This window comes from Bordetella genomosp. 6, assembly GCF_002119705.1.
GTDB classification, from domain to species: Bacteria; Pseudomonadota; Gammaproteobacteria; order Burkholderiales; family Burkholderiaceae_B; genus Bordetella; species Bordetella bronchiseptica_F.
Genome location: NZ_CP021107.1, coordinates 299,977 through 315,768, shown reverse-complemented (window position 1 = coordinate 315,768; position 15,792 = coordinate 299,977). Strand labels below are relative to the sequence as shown.

At 68.4% G+C, this 15,792-nt stretch carries 15 protein-coding genes; 8 read left to right on the top strand and 7 right to left on the bottom strand.

Annotated elements, in window-relative coordinates:
* Positions 1-69 precede the first annotated feature (69 nt).
* Positions 70-1,131 carry an Ldh family oxidoreductase gene (locus CAL11_RS01505; protein WP_244172897.1) on the bottom strand — a complete coding sequence of 354 codons (1,062 nt, stop codon included), beginning with the start codon at positions 1,129-1,131 and terminating at the stop codon, positions 70-72.
* Between the two features lie 117 nt (positions 1,132-1,248).
* Between CAL11_RS01505 and CAL11_RS01500 the strand changes: the two genes are divergently transcribed.
* From CAL11_RS01500 to CAL11_RS01480, 5 genes are all read left to right on the top strand, one after another.
* Positions 1,249-1,941, top strand: a complete 693-nt coding sequence (locus tag CAL11_RS01500) for a FadR/GntR family transcriptional regulator (protein ID WP_230590509.1) — start codon at positions 1,249-1,251, stop codon at positions 1,939-1,941.
* A 108-nt stretch (positions 1,942-2,049) separates the two neighbouring features.
* Entirely contained in the window at positions 2,050-2,835 is a 786-nt protein-coding gene (locus tag CAL11_RS01495; protein ID WP_086091949.1) for an SDR family oxidoreductase, read from the top strand.
* A 45-nt stretch (positions 2,836-2,880) separates the two neighbouring features.
* Positions 2,881-4,044: a mandelate racemase/muconate lactonizing enzyme family protein gene (locus CAL11_RS01490; protein ID WP_086091948.1), complete on the top strand. Its 1,164-nt coding sequence runs from the start codon at positions 2,881-2,883 to the stop codon at positions 4,042-4,044.
* Positions 4,041-4,409, top strand: coding sequence for a cupin domain-containing protein (locus CAL11_RS01485; RefSeq protein WP_033468489.1), 369 nt, complete (start codon positions 4,041-4,043; stop codon positions 4,407-4,409). The genes CAL11_RS01490 and CAL11_RS01485 overlap by 4 nt, the downstream gene beginning before the upstream one ends.
* A gap of 57 nt (positions 4,410-4,466) precedes the next feature.
* A complete protein-coding gene (locus CAL11_RS01480) occupies positions 4,467-5,444 on the top strand; it encodes a Bug family tripartite tricarboxylate transporter substrate binding protein (RefSeq protein WP_086091947.1) in 978 nt (325 codons plus the stop codon).
* A gap of 94 nt (positions 5,445-5,538) precedes the next feature.
* Here CAL11_RS01480 and CAL11_RS01475 read toward each other — a convergent pair whose 3' ends face one another.
* Positions 5,539-6,345, bottom strand: coding sequence for an IclR family transcriptional regulator (locus CAL11_RS01475; RefSeq protein WP_086091946.1), 807 nt, complete (start codon positions 6,343-6,345; stop codon positions 5,539-5,541).
* Between the two features lie 129 nt (positions 6,346-6,474).
* Here CAL11_RS01475 and CAL11_RS01470 point away from each other — a divergent pair, with 129 nt between their 5' ends.
* The 3 genes from CAL11_RS01470 to CAL11_RS01460 all read left to right on the top strand — a co-directional run bounded on the left by CAL11_RS01470 (position 6,475) and on the right by CAL11_RS01460 (position 10,160).
* Entirely contained in the window at positions 6,475-8,232 is a 1,758-nt protein-coding gene (locus CAL11_RS01470) for an FAD-dependent oxidoreductase (protein ID WP_086091945.1), read from the top strand.
* A gap of 75 nt (positions 8,233-8,307) precedes the next feature.
* Positions 8,308-9,267 carry a Bug family tripartite tricarboxylate transporter substrate binding protein gene (locus tag CAL11_RS01465; protein ID WP_086091944.1) on the top strand — a complete coding sequence of 320 codons (960 nt, stop codon included), beginning with the start codon at positions 8,308-8,310 and terminating at the stop codon, positions 9,265-9,267.
* A 47-nt stretch (positions 9,268-9,314) separates the two neighbouring features.
* On the top strand, positions 9,315-10,160 hold the full coding sequence (locus tag CAL11_RS01460) for an amidohydrolase family protein (protein ID WP_003815505.1): 846 nt from the start codon (positions 9,315-9,317) through the stop codon (positions 10,158-10,160).
* 55 nt (positions 10,161-10,215) lie between these two features.
* On the opposite strand, the gene CAL11_RS01455 is transcribed toward CAL11_RS01460, so the two are convergent.
* The 5 genes from CAL11_RS01455 to CAL11_RS01435 all read right to left on the bottom strand — a co-directional run bounded on the left by CAL11_RS01455 (position 10,216) and on the right by CAL11_RS01435 (position 15,775).
* Positions 10,216-10,830: a TetR/AcrR family transcriptional regulator gene (locus tag CAL11_RS01455; protein WP_233500469.1), complete on the bottom strand. Its 615-nt coding sequence runs from the start codon at positions 10,828-10,830 to the stop codon at positions 10,216-10,218.
* Between the two features lie 81 nt (positions 10,831-10,911).
* Positions 10,912-12,321: a dihydrolipoyl dehydrogenase gene (gene lpdA / locus CAL11_RS01450; protein ID WP_033468505.1), complete on the bottom strand. Its 1,410-nt coding sequence runs from the start codon at positions 12,319-12,321 to the stop codon at positions 10,912-10,914.
* A gap of 16 nt (positions 12,322-12,337) precedes the next feature.
* On the bottom strand, positions 12,338-13,078 hold the full coding sequence (locus CAL11_RS01445; RefSeq protein ID WP_033468508.1) for an ABC transporter ATP-binding protein: 741 nt from the start codon (positions 13,076-13,078) through the stop codon (positions 12,338-12,340).
* Positions 13,071-14,885 carry a branched-chain amino acid ABC transporter ATP-binding protein/permease gene (locus tag CAL11_RS01440; protein WP_167382425.1) on the bottom strand — a complete coding sequence of 605 codons (1,815 nt, stop codon included), beginning with the start codon at positions 14,883-14,885 and terminating at the stop codon, positions 13,071-13,073. Before CAL11_RS01440 ends, CAL11_RS01445 begins: the two co-directional genes overlap by 8 nt.
* 5 nt (positions 14,886-14,890) lie before the next feature.
* Complete coding sequence (locus CAL11_RS01435) at positions 14,891-15,775, bottom strand: branched-chain amino acid ABC transporter permease (protein WP_086091942.1); 885 nt, start codon at positions 15,773-15,775, stop codon at positions 14,891-14,893.
* Positions 15,776-15,792 lie beyond the last annotated feature (17 nt).

Below are 15,792 nucleotides of genomic sequence, written 5' to 3'. Positions count from 1 at the left end.
GGACTGGCACCTGCCCGTGCGTGTGCCTGTCCCCGCGGAGACAGGCACCCGGGTCGGGGGATGGCCTGTTCAGCCCCCCGCGCTCCACGGCGGCCGCACGCCCGCGCGCGCCGCATACTGGTCCAGCTCGGCCGCCAGGCCGGCGGCGATGCGCAACCCCTGCGCGCGCGCGGCCGCCAGGCGCGCCTGCGCCTGCTGGCCCGGCACGCGCACCGCCGATACGCCGGGCCGCGGCGGATTCGCCGTGCACGACGCCGCCATCCAGTCGGTTTCGCGCAGGAACGCGGCACGCCCGCCGAACGCCTCGGGATCGAGGATGTGCAGATAGATATTGGTCACGATGCCGGTGGGCCCCGCATGGCGCCCATAGCCCGACAGCCCCTGCGTCAGCGCCTCGACCATCAGCGCCATGGCATAGCCCTTGTGCCCGTGGTCCACCCCGCCCACCGGCAGCAGCGAACCGCCATGGTCGACGACCTGGCGCGGATCGTCGGTGGGTTCGCCTTCCCGGGTCAGCGCCCAGGCGGCCGGAAAGGCGCGCCCTTGCCTGGCCAGCTGGCGGGTGCGGTTGGTCGTGGTGATGGAGCAACTGATGTCCATCAGCATGGGCGCCTGCGAAGTGGGGATGCCGGCGGCCAGCGGGTTGGGCGAGAACAGCGCTTCGGTGCCGCCGAAAGGCGCCACCGCGCGCGAGGCCGGGCCGGAACAGGTCAGGATGGCCAGCAGGCCCTGCGCGGTCAGCTGCTCCAGGTACACGGCCAGCGCGCCCGCATGGAAGCTGTTGGCGATCGTGCAGGTGGCCGAGCCGTACGTGCGCACGCGCTCCACGCCCGCCTCCATCGCCCGCTCGATCAGCCACGCCCCCGGCAGGCGATTGCCGTTCCAGGCGAAGCAGGCGCCGCGGTCCGCGACCGTCCCGGGCGTGCCTTGGCTGCTCATCTGCCCATCGGCCAGTGCGTCAAGGTACCACGAAGCCAGCGCCAGGCCATGGCTGTCGTGGCCCATCATGTCGGCGCGCACCAGCGAGCGCGCCACCGCGGCGGCCTTGTCCGCTTCCAGGCCGTTGCGCTCGAACAGGCGGGCGGTGAAGTGCTGCGCGCTGTCGCAATCGATGTGGCGTGAATCCCGCATGCTCGTCATCCCGTGATCGTTCGTGTCCGGCCAGTATAGTCTTATAGTGTTTAGAACTCTAGCAATCCAGTGATTGCACACTACAATCCGACCATATTTTCTTGTTTGGCAGAACCCATGGAAAAAGTGCGCCGCGTCAGCGTCGTTGACGAAGTCGTCGAGCAGATCAGCCAGAAGATCCTTTCCGGCGAGTGGCCCCCCGATACGATGCTGCCGTCCCTGCGCAGCTTTGCGGCGTCGGCCGACGTCTCCATGATGACGGTGCGCGAGGCCATACGCATCCTGCAGGCGCGCGGCCTGCTCGAGACCCGCCACGGCGTGGGCACCTTCGTGCTGGCGCCGGACAGGCAGCACGGCACGCCGTGGACGCTGGCCGTGGACGATACCGAGGAATACGCCGACCTCATCGAGGCGCGCGAATACATCGAAAGCGCCATCCTGGACCTGGCCGCGCAGCGCGTCACGCGCGAACAGCTGGCCAGGCTGCGCGAGATCACGCGCGCCATGCGCGCGGCGCGCCTGGACAGCGGCGCATTCCTGGCCGCCGACGAGGCCTTCCACCTCACGCTGGCCGAGGCGGCCCACAACAATACCCTGCAGCACATGGTGCAGGCCCTGCGCGGGCCGATGCGCCGCATCATGGCCAACCGCAATCTCCAGCAGCTCAAGGAAAGCGGCAATCTCGACAGCGCCATCAAGGACCACGAAGACATCGTGGCCGCGCTGGCGCAGCGCGACAAGCGCAAGGGCCTCAAGGCGCTGCGCACCATCATCAAGCGGGGCAAGGATTACCTGGCGACGCTGGCCTGACGGCTGAGGCCGGGCCGGCCGCGCCCCCGCTTTTCATTTCGCCTGTTGCGCGCCAACTGTTTAGAACACTATAATTCCTAAACACTAGGTCTCAACACAGGACGAATCATGGACTTGAGGATCGAGGGCAAGACGGCGCTGGTGTTCGGCGCGGGCGGCGGGCTGGGCAGCGCGATCGGCCGCCAATTGCTCGACGAGGGCGCCAATGTGGTGTTCGCCGATATCGACCAGGACGCGCTGCGGCGCGTGTGCGCCAGCCTGGACGACGCCGGCCGGCGCGCGCTGCCCCTGCAATGGGACCTGGGCGAGCTGGGCATCATCGGCGAACGCCTGCAAGCCATCGCCGCGCGTTTCGGGGCGGTGGACATCCTGGTCAACAACACGGGCGGCCCGCCTCCCACGCCGGTCTCGGGCCAGGCGCCCGAACTGTGGGCGCGGAAGTTCCACGAAATGGTGCTGTCGGTCATCGCGATCACCGACAGCGTGCTGCCCGGCATGATCGGCCAGGGCTGGGGCCGGGTCATCACCTCGGCTTCCTCTGGCGTCATTGCGCCGATCCCGAACCTCGGCCTGTCCAACGCCCTGCGCATGACGCTGGTCGGCTGGTCCAAGACGCTGGCCCGCGAAGTGGGCCGCCATGGCATCACCGCCAACATCGTGGTCCCCGGGCGCATCGCCACCCCCCGTATCGCCTATCTGGACCAGCAGAAGGCCACTCGCGAAGCGCGCCGCGTCGAGGACGTGGCGGCCGAGAGCACGGCCGGCATCCCGGTCGGCCGCTATGGCCTGCCCGAGGAATACGCCGATGCCGTGGCCTTTCTGGCAAGCCGGCGCGCCGCCTTCATCACCGGGTCCGTCCTGCGCGTGGACGGCGGAATGATCAACAGCGTCTGAACTCCCTTCATCAACACCACACGGCCACCGTCGAGGACCCGCCACATGAAAATCACCGAAGTAAAGGCCCATGCACTGAGCACGCCGATTCCCGAGCGCATGCGCGTCGAGTCGGGCGCCGGATTGAAACTGAACCGCCAGATGATCCTGGTGGAGGTGCGCACCGACGAGGGCGTGACCGGCGTGGGCTCGCCGTCCGGCCCCTACGACCTGGCCGTGCTCAAGCGCGCCATCGAGGACGTCATCGGCCCGCAGCTCATCGGCGAAGACCCGGCCAACATCAATTATCTGTGGCACAAGGTCTTCCACGGCGAGGTATCGCGCAACCTGGGCCACCGCTCGGTAGGCATCGCCGCCATGTCGGGCGTGGACATCGCCTTGTGGGACCTCAAGGGCCGCGTCATGAACCAGCCCATCCACCAGTTGCTGGGCGGCAAGTTCCATACGCGCGGCGTGCGCGCCTACGCCAGCTCCATCTACTGGGACCTGACGCCCGAACAGGCGGCCGACGAACTGGCCGGCTGGGTCGAGCAAGGCTTTACCGCCGCCAAGCTGAAGGTCGGCCGCGCGCCGCGCAAGGACGCGGCCAACCTGCGCGCCATGCGCCAGCGCGTCGGCGCGGACGTGGAGATCCTGGTCGACGCCAACCAGAGCCTGGGCCGCCACGACGCGCTGGCCATGCTGCGCATTCTCGACGAAGCCGGCTGCTACTGGTTCGAGGAACCCCTGTCCATCGACGACATCGAAGGCCACCGCATCCTGCGCGCGCAGGGTACGCCGGTGCGCATCGCCACCGGCGAGAACCTCTACACGCGCAACGCCTTCAACGACTACATCCGCAACGACGCCATCGACGTGCTGCAGGCCGACGCCAGCCGCGCCGGCGGCATCACCGAGGCGCTGGCCATCGCGGCATCGGCCTCCTCCGCGCACCTGGCATGGAACCCGCACACCTTCAACGACATCATCACGGTGGCGGCCAACCTGCACCTGGTGGCGGCCTTGCCGCACCCGGCCATGTTCGAGTGGGACATCACCCACAACGACCTGATGACCAGGCTGGCCAGCTACGACCTGAAACTGGAAAACGGCCTGGTGCAGCCGCCGCAGGGCCCCGGGCTGGGCTTCGAGATCGACTGGGATTTCGTCGCCGCGCATGCCTGGAAGGGCGAACCCGCCATCGGCGCCGGACATGGGATGAAGAAATGAGCCTGATCGACTGGAATTCGCTGCCCAAGGCCGCGGGCATGCGCGCCGGCTCGGTGCGCCAGGCGGTCTGCGCCGAACAGATGTCCGCCGTGCGCGTCGAGACGGCGCCGGATGCGGTGTTCGACGGCAAGACGCATTGGCACGACAACGAACAGATGCTGGTCATGATCTCCGGCGAAGTCACGCTGGTGATCGACGAGCAGACCGTCGTGTGCCGGCCGGGCGACCTGGTGTTCTTTCCCCCCGGCTCGCGCCACGCCGCCACCGCGGTGGGGCCGCAAGGTGCGGTGTACTACGAGATATTCGCCCCGGCGCGCCGTGACCAGCTGCCGGGCTGGATAGGAAGCAGCGTCCTGCGTTACTAGCCCGGGCGGCGGCCGGTGGCAAGGACGCCGGCCGCGCGCCCCCCAAAGGAGACAACCATGCACAGGCTCATCAGAAGCACGCTACTTGCCGCAACCCTGGTCGCGCTCGGCCCGTCCCAGGCCCTGGCCGCGGATGCCGACGGCTATCCGCAGGGGCCTATCAGCTACGTCGTGCCGGCTCCGCCCGGCGGCCTGATCGACACCATGGCCAGGACCGTGGCCGAAACCATGGGGCGCGAACTCAAGCAGCCGGTCGTCATCGAGAACAAGCCCGGCGGCAACACCAACATCGGCATCGCCTACGTGGCGCGCGCCAAGCCCGACGGCCTGACCTGGCTGGCGGTATCGTCGACGCTGGCGGTCAACGCCACGCTGTTCAAGCAGTTGCCGTTCGACCCCGAGAAAGACCTGATCCCCGTCGCGCTGTTCGCCACCACGCCCATGGGCATGGCCGTACCCACCAACTCGCCCTACAACAACGTACAGGACATCATCAAGGCGGCGAAAGCGGGGAAAGTGCTCAACGTCGGATCCAGCGGTTTCGGCACTCCGCCGCACCTTGCCCTGGTGCTGTTCCAGCGCCTGACCGGCGCGAAGTTCAACCACATCCCCTACAAGGGCGGCGCGCCGTCGCTCAATGACCTGGTCGGCGGCCAGCTCGACCTGATCTTCACCACGCTGAGCGAGTCGCGCTCGTTCATCCATGCCGGCCGCCTGAAGCTGCTCGCGGTGAGTTCCAGCGAGCGGGTCAAGGAATTCCCCTCGGTGCCGACGACCGGCGAGCAGGGCCTGCCGGACATGCTGATCGCCGGCTGGACCGGGCTCATGATGCCGGCCGGCACGCCCGCCCCCATCGTCGACAGCATATCGGCCAGGCTCGTCGCGGAAGTGGCCAAGCCCGCCATGAAGCAGAAGCTGGAAGACATGGGCTACGTGGTCGCGCCGCAGGACCACGCCCAGTTCACCCGCTTCTACCGCGACGAGATCCGCAAGTGGGGCGACGTGATCATCCAGGAGAACATCGAGCGCATGTAATCCCGATACCCGGGTGCCTGTCCCCGCAGGGGACTGGCACCCGCTGATTTCCGGCGTGTCTGTCCCCGCTGGGACTGGCACCCGCTGACTTTCCTCAGCGCGCCGCCCTCGGGCTGGCGGGCGTGTCGATGTAGCCCAGCTTGCGCGAGATATCGTTGGCGCAGGCATGCAGCCGGGTGGCGACCTGCCCGTCCCAGTCGCTGTCGAACGTCGCCGACGGGCCCATTACCAGCAGGCCGGCGGCGATGTGTCCCATGGAATCGAAGACCGGCGCGCAAAAGGCGTCGATGCCCGGGATGGGGCTGCCCAGCGTGCGGGAGATGCCGCGGCCGCGGATCTCGGACAGCTGGCGCTCGTAGTCTTCGTGGGCCGGGCGGCTTTGGTGGCGCGACCCGAAATGCACGCCCATGGGGTCGGCCTCCAGCACGCGCGACACCACCTTGGCCGGCAGGTAGGCGGCGAACAGCCGCCCGGTGGCCGTATGCACCAGCGACATGACCGTGCCGATGCGCAAGTTCACGTGCAGCGGATGCGCCGGCTCTTCCAGCCGGATCAGCGTCGGCCCCAGGTTGCCCCACACGACCAGGCCGGTGCCATGGCCGGTTTCGGCCGTCAGGTCGGCAATGGCCTGCGAGGCTTCGCGCACCGGGTCGAGGCGATGCAGCTTGGCCAGCCCCAGCTCCAGCGCCAGGTGGCCCAGCTCGTACAGGCCGGAGGCGGGATCGCGCGCCACGAAACCCACCTTCATGAAACTCACCAGATAGGGATGGACCTTGCCGGGCGGCATGTCGCACTCCTGCGCCAGCTCGGTCAGCCCGGCGGGGCGGCCGAACTGGGCCAGGGTCTGCAGCATCCGGCTGCCCAGTTCCACCGACTGGATACCACGACGGTTCTTTTCCAATTCACGTCCTCTCGAAGACCGGGCTTCACGCGGCGCCCGGTGGCGGGGATCAAGGGTAAACGCCAATATTATCACTTTGACAATTATATATAGTTAGCGAATAACTAATTACTTAGACGTTAACTAAAAATGAGCGTACATCTCTCCGGGGCCGATCTGCCCACCGCCGCCGACGTGGTCGTCATCGGCTCGGGCGCCGCGGGCATGGCCACCGCCATCACCGCGGCCTTTCATGGCGCCCGGGTCGTGGTGCTGGAGAAGGCCGACAAGTTCGGCGGAACCACGGCGCGTTCCGGGGGATGGCTGTGGATACCCGGTACGCCGCTGGCGGCGGCGCTGGGTATCGACGAGCCGGCCGGCGCGGCGCGCGACTACATCGCGCACGAGGCGACCACCCATTTCGACGCTGAGCGCACGCAAGCCTTCCTGGAGAACGGCGCCCGGGCGGTCGAATTCTTCGCCCGCCATACCCAGGTGCAGTTCGACATGCCGCGCAGCTTTCCCGACTATCACGCAGAGGCGCGCGGCGGCCGGCCGGGCGGCCGGTCCATGGTCACGCGCCCCTACGACGGGCGCGAACTGGGCGACGCCATCGCGCACCTGGCGCCGGCGCTGCCCGAACTGATGGTGCTAGGCATGATGCTGGCCTCCGGCGACGAGATCCGCCATTTCACCCGGGCCTTCCGCTCGCTGGCGTCGTTTCGCTATGTCGCGGCGCGCCTGCTGCGCCAGGCGCGCGACGTGCTGCGCCACGGCCGGGGCATGACGCTTACCAACGGCAATGCCCTGGCGGCCCGGCTGGCCAGGTCGGCGCTGGACCTGGACGTGCCGATCCACCTGCGCTGCCGCGCGCGGTCGCTGCTGGTCGAGAACGGCCGGGTCGCGGGCGTGCGGGTCGATACCCCCGCGGGCGAACGCACGGTGCGCGCCCACCGCGGCGTGGTGCTGGCCTGCGGCGGATTTCCGCACGACCCCGCGCGCCAGCAGGCGCTGTTCCCGCATGTCGCGCGCGGCCAGGGGCATTACTCGCCGTCGCCCGCCACCAACACCGGCGACGGCCTGGCGCTGGCCGAGGCGCTGGGCGTGCGGGTGGACGCAACGATTCCGCACGCCGCCGCCTGGACGCCGGTGTCGCGCCCCACGCGCCGCAACGGGGAACAGGGCGTGATGCCGCACTTCATCGACCGCGCCAAGCCCGGGGTGATCGCCGTGACGCGGCAAGGCCGCCGCTTCGTCAATGAAAGCCTGTCGTACCACGACTTCGCCATCGCCATGATGCAGGCATGCCAGGACGACGACGAGGCCACGGTCTGGCTGCTGTGCGACCACGCCACGCTGCGGCGCTATGGCCTGGGCCGGGTGGCGCCGTTTCCGGTGCCCTACGGCAGCCACCTGCGCGCCGGCTACCTGCGCCGCGCGCCCACCATCGCCGCGCTGGCCGGCCAGATCGGCGTGGATCCGCGCGTGCTGGCCGCCGAGGTCGAGCGCTTCAACCGCGACGCCAGGAACGGCGCAGACACCGCTTTCGGCAAGGGCACCACCGCCTACAACCGTTTCCAGGGCGACGCGCTGCACGGCCCCAACCCCTGCCTGGCGCCGCTCGAACAGGCGCCGTACTACGCGATCCAGCTGTTTGTCGGCGACATCGGCACGTTCGCCGGGCTGCCCACCGACGCGCATGGCCAGGTGCTGTATCCGGACCGCCGCGCCGTCGACGGCCTGTACGCGGTCGGCAACGACGCGGCCAGCATCATGGGCGGCAATTATCCCGGCGCGGGCATCACCCTGGGGCCCGCGCTCACGTTCGGCTACGTGCTGGGCAGGCACCTGGGGCAGCGCCAGCCGGAGGCCCGGGCCGCCGAGCCTGCCATGCCGGCCATGGCCTAGGAGCCCGCGGTTCGCCGCCAACCGTCGCCATCACGATTTTCACGAGATGCCGGACCGACCGGCCCAGGAGGACACATGAGACACTCGCTACGCATCGCCGTGCTCGCGGCCAGCGCCTTGTTGGGCGCCGGCGGCCCCGCACACGCCTACCCCACCAAGCCCGTCACCATCGTGGTGCCATTCCCGGCGGGCAGCCAGACCGACATGGTGGCGCGCATCGCCGGCGCCGAGCTGGAGCGCCGGCTGGGCAAGCCGTTCGTGGTGGAGAACAAGCCGGGGGCATCGGGCTCGATCGCCGCCAAATACGTGGCCGACAGCGCGCCAGACGGCTCGACGCTGCTGCTCACGACCGCGGCGATCCAGGCCATGAACAAGAGCCTGTTCAAGCAGCCGTCCTACGACCCGGTCAAGGACTTCACGCCGGTGGCGCAGATCGCCACCACCTCCATGATGCTGATGACGCGGCCCGACTTCCCCGCCGACAGTGTCGAGGAGCTGGTCGCGCTGGCCAGGAAGGACGGCAACGCCATGTCGGCCGGGTACGGCTCGTCGGGTGCGCAGATCGCCCTGGCGCTGTTCCAGGCGCGCGCCGGCACGGATGTGCTGGCCGTGCCGTACAAGGGCATCCCCAACGCCGTGACCGACGTGATCGGCAAGACCATCACCTTTACCTTCGTGGACGTGGGCAACGCCCTGCGGTTCCAGCAGGGCAAGCAGCTCAAGCCCCTGGCCATCGCATCGGCCCAGCGCTCGCGCCTGGCGCCGTCGGTGCCGTCGCTGTCCGAATCCCTGAAGGACTACAACATCACCAGCTGGTATGGCCTGGTCGGCCCCAAGGCCATGCCCGACGGCGTGGCCCAGGCGCTGGCGCAGGCGCTGCAGGCCAGCCTGGCCGATGCCGCCACCGTGGAAAAGCTCGCGGTGGCCGGCGTCGAACCCGCATACATGCCGCCGGCGCCATTCGGCAAGCACATCGAGAACGAGGTCGACAACTGGGCCAGGCTGGTCCAGCTGGCCCGCATCGAGCCGCAATGATCGCCGGCCCCTTTCCTGCCCCAACCCTTCACCTTTCATAGAGCGCCATGAAAATCATCGACTTTCGCCTTCGTCCGCCTGCCATGGGCTTTCTCAATGCACGCATCTACACGCGTCCCGACATCCGCAACCGGTTCACGCGGCAACTGGGCTTCGAGCCGGCGCCTTCGGCCGAGGAAAAATCCCTGGAGCTGATGTTCGAGGAAATGGCCGCCGCCGGCATCGAGCAAGGCGTCTGCGTGGGCCGCAACTCCAGCGTGCTGGGCTCGGTATCCAACGCCGACGTGGCCGCCGTGGCCAAGGCGTATCCGGACAAGTTCCATCCGGTGGGCTCGATCGAGGCGGCCACGCGCAAGGAAGCCATGGCGCAGATGCAGGAAATCCTCGACCTGGGCATCCGCATCGTCAACCTGGAGCCGGGCGTCTGGGCCACGCCCATGCACGTGGACGACCGTCGCCTCTATCCGCTGTATGCCTTCTGCGAGGACAACGGCATCCCGGTCATCATGATGACCGGCGGCAACGCCGGCCCGGACATCACCTATACCAACCCCGAGCACATCGACCGGGTGCTGGGCGACTTTCCGGACCTGACCGTGGTCAGCTCGCACGGCAACTGGCCCTGGGTGCAGGAAATCATCCACGTGGCGTTCCGGCGCCCCAACCTGTACCTGTCGCCGGACATGTACCTGTACAACCTGCCCGGCCACGCCGACTTCATCCAGGCGGCCAATTCGTTCCTGGCCGACCGCATGCTGTTCGGCACGGCGTATCCGATGTGCCCGCTGAAGGAATACACGGAGTGGTTCCTGACGTTGCCGATCAAGCCCGACGCGATGGAGAAGATCCTGCACGGCAACGCCGAGCGGCTGCTGGCGCAGGCCGGCCGCTGAAATCAGGCCCCGCCCTTCCGTGCAAGCGCGCCGCCCTCGGGCGGCGCGCCGGCGTTCATTCGACCCGCATCTTGCCGATGTCCGGCGCGAACGCCTCGGCCGGGTTCCTGGCGATGGCGCGGCACAGCAGTTCGGACATGCCCTTGGCCAATTGCTTGTTGGACCAGTTGCCCGAATCCGAGAACCACTTCGGCACCCAGTTGACCGCGCCGAATATCGAGAAAATGGCCAGCTTGGGATCGCAGGGGATGACGCTGCCGTCCTCGATGCCCTCGCGCACGAAGCCGCGCAGCTTGGCCTCGAAGCGGTCGCGCTGCTCGACGATCTTGGCGCGGTCCTGCGGCTCGAGCGCGTGTTCCTCGGTGATGATGACGCAGCGGCTCATCTCGCTCAGCGTCACCTGCAGGTATTCGCGCACCGCCATCTGCAGCTTGTCCAGGCCGCTGCCGCCTTGCCGCTCGGCGGCCTCGATCGCCTCGAAGCCCACGCGCAGCGCCTCGGCGAACGCTTCGAACAGCAACGCGTGCTTGTTGGGAAAATAGTGATAAAGCGCGGCCTTGGTCACCCCAAGGCTGGTGGCGATGTCGCCCAGCGATGTCGCGTGGAACCCTTTCTGGTTGAACGCAGCAATGGCCTCGCGCAACAGCGCCTCGCGCTTCAGTTGATGCATGGCCTTGCGTGTAGGCACTGCGTTATTCCATGTCGCCACTGGTTGAGTCCTCCCGGTGAGTTACGTGGACCGGTCGCATATTTAACTTTTTTTCCTGGTCAGGTACAACTCGGTAAGCGTTCCCTCGTACGCCTCGGCCGCGAAGGCCAGGGTTTCGGACAAGGTCGGATGCGGGTGTATGGTCAGCGCGATGTCGCCCGGTTCGGCGCCCATTTCGATGGCCAGCGCGGCCTCGGCGATCAGGTCGCCGGCCTGCGGCCCAACCATGCCCACGCCCAGCAAGGCGTGCGTGGCCGGATCCACCAGGATCTTGGTCAGGCCCTCGCCACGCCCCAGGCTGAGCGCGCGGCCGCTGGCCGCCCACGGAAAAACGGCTTTCTCGTAGGCAATGCCGTCGCGCCGCGCCGCGGTTTCGGTCAGGCCTACCCAGGCCACCTCGGGGTCCGTGTACGCCACCGCCGGAATCACCCTCGCGTCGTTGGCCACGCGCATGCCCGCGGCGGTCTCGGCGGCCACCTTGCCTTCGTGGGCGGCCTTGTGCGCCAGCATCGGTTCGCCCACCACGTCGCCGATGGCGTAAATGTGACCGACATTGGTGCGCTGCTGCGCATCGACGCGGATGAAGCCGCGCTCGTCGACCCGCACGCCGGCGCGCCCGGCGTCGATGGCCGCGCCATTGGGCCGGCGGCCCGCGGCCACCAGCACCTGATCGTACACCCGCGATGCGGGCGCCCCCGGGCCGTCGAAGCTGACATGGATGCCATCGTCGCGCGCCTGGGCCGCGCTCACGCGCGTGCCCAGCAGGACGGCCTCGTAGCGGCCGGCCACGCGCTGCGCCAGCGGTTTGACCAGGTCGCGGTCGCAACCCGGCAGCAGGCCGTCGGTCAGCTCGACCACCGTCACGCGCGCACCCAGGGCCGCATAGACGGTGGCCAGCTCCATGCCGATGACGCCGCCGCCGATCACCAGCAGGCGCCGCGGAATCTCCTTGAGCTCCAGCGCGCCGGTCGAATCCATGATGCGCGGGTCGTCCGGCAGGAACGGCAGGCGCACCGGGTGCGAGCCGACCGCGATGACGGCCTGCTTGAACGCCACGCCGGTGCCATCGGATACCGCCAGGCTGTGCGGGCCGTCGAAACGTCCCGTGCCGGTCACCACCCGCACCTTGCGCTGGCGCGCCAACCCGCCCAGGCCGCCGCACAGCTTCGCCACCAGCGCCTCCTTGTGCGCGCGCAGCTTGTCCAGGCGTATACGCGGCTCGCTGAACTCGATGCCCAGCTCGGCCATGGCGCGCGCCTCGTCCAGCGCCTTGGCGCAATGCAGCAGCGCCTTGGAGGGAATGCAGCCCACGTTCAGGCAAACGCCGCCCAATGTCGGGCGCTGCTCCACCAGCACCACGGAAAGCCCCAGGTCGGCGGCGCGAAACGCGGCGGTATAGCCGCCGGGTCCGCCACCGAGCACGAGCAGGTCCGTTTCCATCGTCGAAGCCATGTGCCGCCTTTTCCTTCTATTGGGTTGGTACGGGACGGGACTTGCCCGCGCCCAGGTAAGCGCTGGAGAGATCCCCGCCCGCGCCGCTGGCCAGCTGCTCGCGCGTGCCCTCGAACACGGTCTGCCCGTGCTTGAGCACATAGCCGAAATCGGCCACGCGCAGCGCCAGGCTGGCCATCTGCTCGCTCAGCAGCACCACGCGTCCGCCCTGCGCGCAGTATTGCTTGATGAAGTCGAAGATCTGCGAGACGACGATGGGCGCCAGGCCCAGCGACGGCTCGTCCAGCAGGACGCAGCGCGGCTGGTGCAGCGTCGCCATGGACAGGATCAGCATCTGCTGCTGGCCGCCGCTCAGCGTGCCGGCCTTGGCGCCGCGCCGTTGCTCCAGGATGGGGAAATTGCCGTAGACGCTTTCCAGGGCCGCCTTGAAATTGCCCCTGGGCTTGCGGAAATGCCAGGCGGTGATCAGGTTTTCCTCGACCGTGTGCTGGTGGAAGATGCGCCGCCCCTCCATGGCGTGCGCGATCCCGTGGCGGGCGCGCTCGTGCGGCGGCATGCGGGTGATGTCGACGCCATCGAGCAGGATCTGGCCTGCCTTGGCCGGCGTCACGCCGGAAATGGCGCGCATCAGCGACGACTTGCCGGCGCCGTTGGCGCCGATGAGCGCGGTAATGCCGTCGGGTTGCGCCGTCAGGCTGACGCCGCGCACGGCGTCGATGGCGCCGTAGCTGACCTGCAGGTTGCGCACTTCAAGCATGAGCGGGTTCCTCCGCGCCAAGATAGGCCTGGATGACGGCCGGATCGGCGCGCATGCCGTCCATGTCGCCGCGGTAGATTTCGTCGCCGGCCTCGAACACCACGACGTCCTCGGCCAGCTCGGCCAGGAAATCCATGTGATGGTCGATCACCATGACGGCCACGCCATGATCGCGCGCCAGGCGCACCAGGCCGATCAGGTGGCCGGACTCCAGCTCCGACAGGCCGGCGGCCGGCTCGTCCAGCAGCAGCAGCTCGGGATCGCTGGCCAGCGCGCGGGCGACCTCGGCCAGGCGCTGGATGCCATACGGCAGCTCGCTCATGACAGCGTCGGCGTGCCCGGACAACCCGGCCGCCTGCATCAGGGCGTCGACCTGGCGCAGGAAAGCCGCCTCCTCGCGCCGGGCGCCGGCCGTATTGACCGCCGCGGCCAGCGCGCCGTGGCGGTAGCGGCGATGGGCACCCATCAGGATGTTCTCGCGCACCGTGAAGCTGGGCACGTTGCGCGGATCCTGGAAGGTGCGCGTGATGCCTGCCTGGGCCACCTTGTGGGCCGGCCAGCCCGCGATGTCCTGGCCCTTGTACAGGATGCTGCCCGAGGTCGGCCGGTAGATGCCGCTGATGACGTTGACCAGCGTGCTCTTGCCCGAGCCGTTGGGCCCGACCAGCGCGGTGATGCTGCCGGCGTGCAGGTCGAGCGAGACGCCCGCCAGCGCGCGCAGGCCTGCGAACTCCATGACCACCTGTTCGACCCGGATCAGGGGCTGGGCCGCGTCGCGCCGCGCATGCGCCGGCCGCTCGCCCAGCGGCGCCGCCGACTGGCCGGCGACGGCCCGGCGCAGCTGGTCGTACTTGCTGTAGCGCGTCTGCGTGCCCAGCAGCCCCGCCAGCCCGCGCGGCAGCAGCGTGAAGATGAACACCAGGATCAGGCCATAGACGATGTACTGGTAATCGTTGAAGGCCTGCAGCTTCTGCGGCAGATAGGTGAACAGCACGGCGCCGTACACCTGGCCGGCCAGCGAACCCAGTCCGCCGACGATGGACATCACCAGGATCTCGATCGAGCGCATCAGCCCGAAGCTCTCGGGCGTGAGATAGCCGATCATGTGGGCGTAGAAGCCGCCGGCCAGCCCCGCCAGGCCGCCGCTGATGGCGTAGGCGGCGCGCTTGACCGCGGCCTGCGAGATGCCCAGCGATCCGGCGGCGATTTCGCTGACGTGCACGGCGTAGAACGCCCGGCCATAATGGCTTTTGACGAAGTTGCGCAGCATCAGCATGACCACCAGCAGCACCGCCAGCAGGATGCGGAAATACGCCACCGTATCGATGCTCCAGCCGAAGATCTGCAGCGTGCCGATCTGGGAGGACGGAATGCCGCGCATGCCCATCACGCCGCCGGTCACGCCGCGCAGCTCGCGCGCCAGTTCGTAGACGATCAGGCCGAAGCCCAGGGACATCATCGCCAGGTAGAACTCGCGCACCCGGCCCGCCGGGCCGGCCAGCAGGAAGCCCACGCCCGAGGCCGCGATGGTGGCCATGGCCAGGGCCACCGGAAAGGGCACGCCCCAGGACTTCAGGGCGATGGCGCTGACGTAGGCGCCGATGGCGAAAAAGCCCGCGTGCCCCAGCGAGATCTGGCCGTTGATGCCGGTCAGCAGGTTGATGCCCTGGGCAAGCAGGATGTTGATGATGACGAAGCTCCACATCTGCACCGTGCCGGTGTCGGCATGGCCGGCGCCCACCGCCAGCGCGATGGCCAGCACGCCCAGCGTCCAGGAGTTCGTCAGGAGTTGTCCTAGCAGTTTCATCGGCCTCACACCTTCACGGTTTCACGCTTGCCGAACAAGCCCTGCGGGCGAATCGTCAGCACGCCTATCAAGAGCACGAACGCCACCACCTCGGCGGCGGCGGGCGAGACGTAGCCGCCCACCAATTTCTCCATGATCCCCAGGATCAGGCCGCCGACCAGCGAGCCGAACGCGCTGCCCATGCCGCCGACCACGGCGGCGACGAAGGCGAGGATCAGCAGGTGCAGGCCGAAGTTGGGGTCCACGGTGCCGGAAACCTGGGACACCAGGATGCCGGCGATGCCCGCCAGCACGCCGCTGACCAGGAACGAGAACACCACCACGCGGTACACCGGTATGCCCATCAGGGCCGCCAGGTCGCGATCGTGCGCCACCGCGCGCACCCCGTAGCCCCAGATGGAATGCCGCAGGAACAGCTCCATCAGGCAGACGATCATGACGCTGATGACGAACACGGCGATGTACTGCAGCGAGATATAGGCGCCCATGAACTCGACGGTGTCGGCGCTGCTGAACAGCACGTCGGGGAAAGCGACCGCCTGGGTGCCGAACAGCCAGCTGGCCATGCCCTGCAGGAAGATGCCGATGCCCAGCGTGGAGACCACCCAGCCCATGCTGCCGGACATGCGCCGCATGGGCCGTACGCCGACCAGCTCGACGATCCACAGGATGAAGGCGGTGGCGAGCAGTGAGACACCCACCGCGAGAAATACGTTGACGCCGGCGCCGACCATGACCGCGGTCAGCATGGCGCCTGCCATGAGGACGGACCCCTGCCCGAAATTGAGCACGCGGGTCGTCCAGAACGTCAGGTTCAGGCCCAGCCCGATCAGGGCATAGACCGCGCCGACGCTCAGTCCCGAAACTATCATCTGGATAAAGAAATCCATACCACCCTCATCCTTCT

What these genes read in the sequence shown, in the direction of transcription:
- CAL11_RS01435 (WP_086091942.1), bottom strand. Translation starts at nt 15,775, where the DNA reads ATGGATTTCTTTATCCAGATGATAGTTTCGGGACTGAGCGTCGGCGCG.
- CAL11_RS01500 (WP_230590509.1), top strand. Translation starts at nt 1,249, where the DNA reads ATGGAAAAAGTGCGCCGCGTCAGCGTCGTTGACGAAGTCGTCGAGCAG.
- CAL11_RS01495 (WP_086091949.1), top strand. Translation starts at nt 2,050, where the DNA reads ATGGACTTGAGGATCGAGGGCAAGACGGCGCTGGTGTTCGGCGCGGGC.
- CAL11_RS01460 (WP_003815505.1), top strand. Translation starts at nt 9,315, where the DNA reads ATGAAAATCATCGACTTTCGCCTTCGTCCGCCTGCCATGGGCTTTCTC.
- CAL11_RS01470 (WP_086091945.1), top strand. Translation starts at nt 6,475, where the DNA reads ATGAGCGTACATCTCTCCGGGGCCGATCTGCCCACCGCCGCCGACGTG.
- CAL11_RS01445 (WP_033468508.1), bottom strand. Translation starts at nt 13,078, where the DNA reads ATGCTTGAAGTGCGCAACCTGCAGGTCAGCTACGGCGCCATCGACGCC.
- CAL11_RS01455 (WP_233500469.1), bottom strand. Translation starts at nt 10,830, where the DNA reads ATGCATCAACTGAAGCGCGAGGCGCTGTTGCGCGAGGCCATTGCTGCG.
- CAL11_RS01505 (WP_244172897.1), bottom strand. Translation starts at nt 1,131, where the DNA reads ATGCGGGATTCACGCCACATCGATTGCGACAGCGCGCAGCACTTCACC.
- CAL11_RS01480 (WP_086091947.1), top strand. Translation starts at nt 4,467, where the DNA reads ATGCACAGGCTCATCAGAAGCACGCTACTTGCCGCAACCCTGGTCGCG.
- CAL11_RS01440 (WP_167382425.1), bottom strand. Translation starts at nt 14,885, where the DNA reads ATGAAACTGCTAGGACAACTCCTGACGAACTCCTGGACGCTGGGCGTG.
- lpdA (WP_033468505.1), bottom strand. Translation starts at nt 12,321, where the DNA reads ATGGCTTCGACGATGGAAACGGACCTGCTCGTGCTCGGTGGCGGACCC.
- CAL11_RS01465 (WP_086091944.1), top strand. Translation starts at nt 8,308, where the DNA reads ATGAGACACTCGCTACGCATCGCCGTGCTCGCGGCCAGCGCCTTGTTG.
- CAL11_RS01485 (WP_033468489.1), top strand. Translation starts at nt 4,041, where the DNA reads ATGAGCCTGATCGACTGGAATTCGCTGCCCAAGGCCGCGGGCATGCGC.
- CAL11_RS01490 (WP_086091948.1), top strand. Translation starts at nt 2,881, where the DNA reads ATGAAAATCACCGAAGTAAAGGCCCATGCACTGAGCACGCCGATTCCC.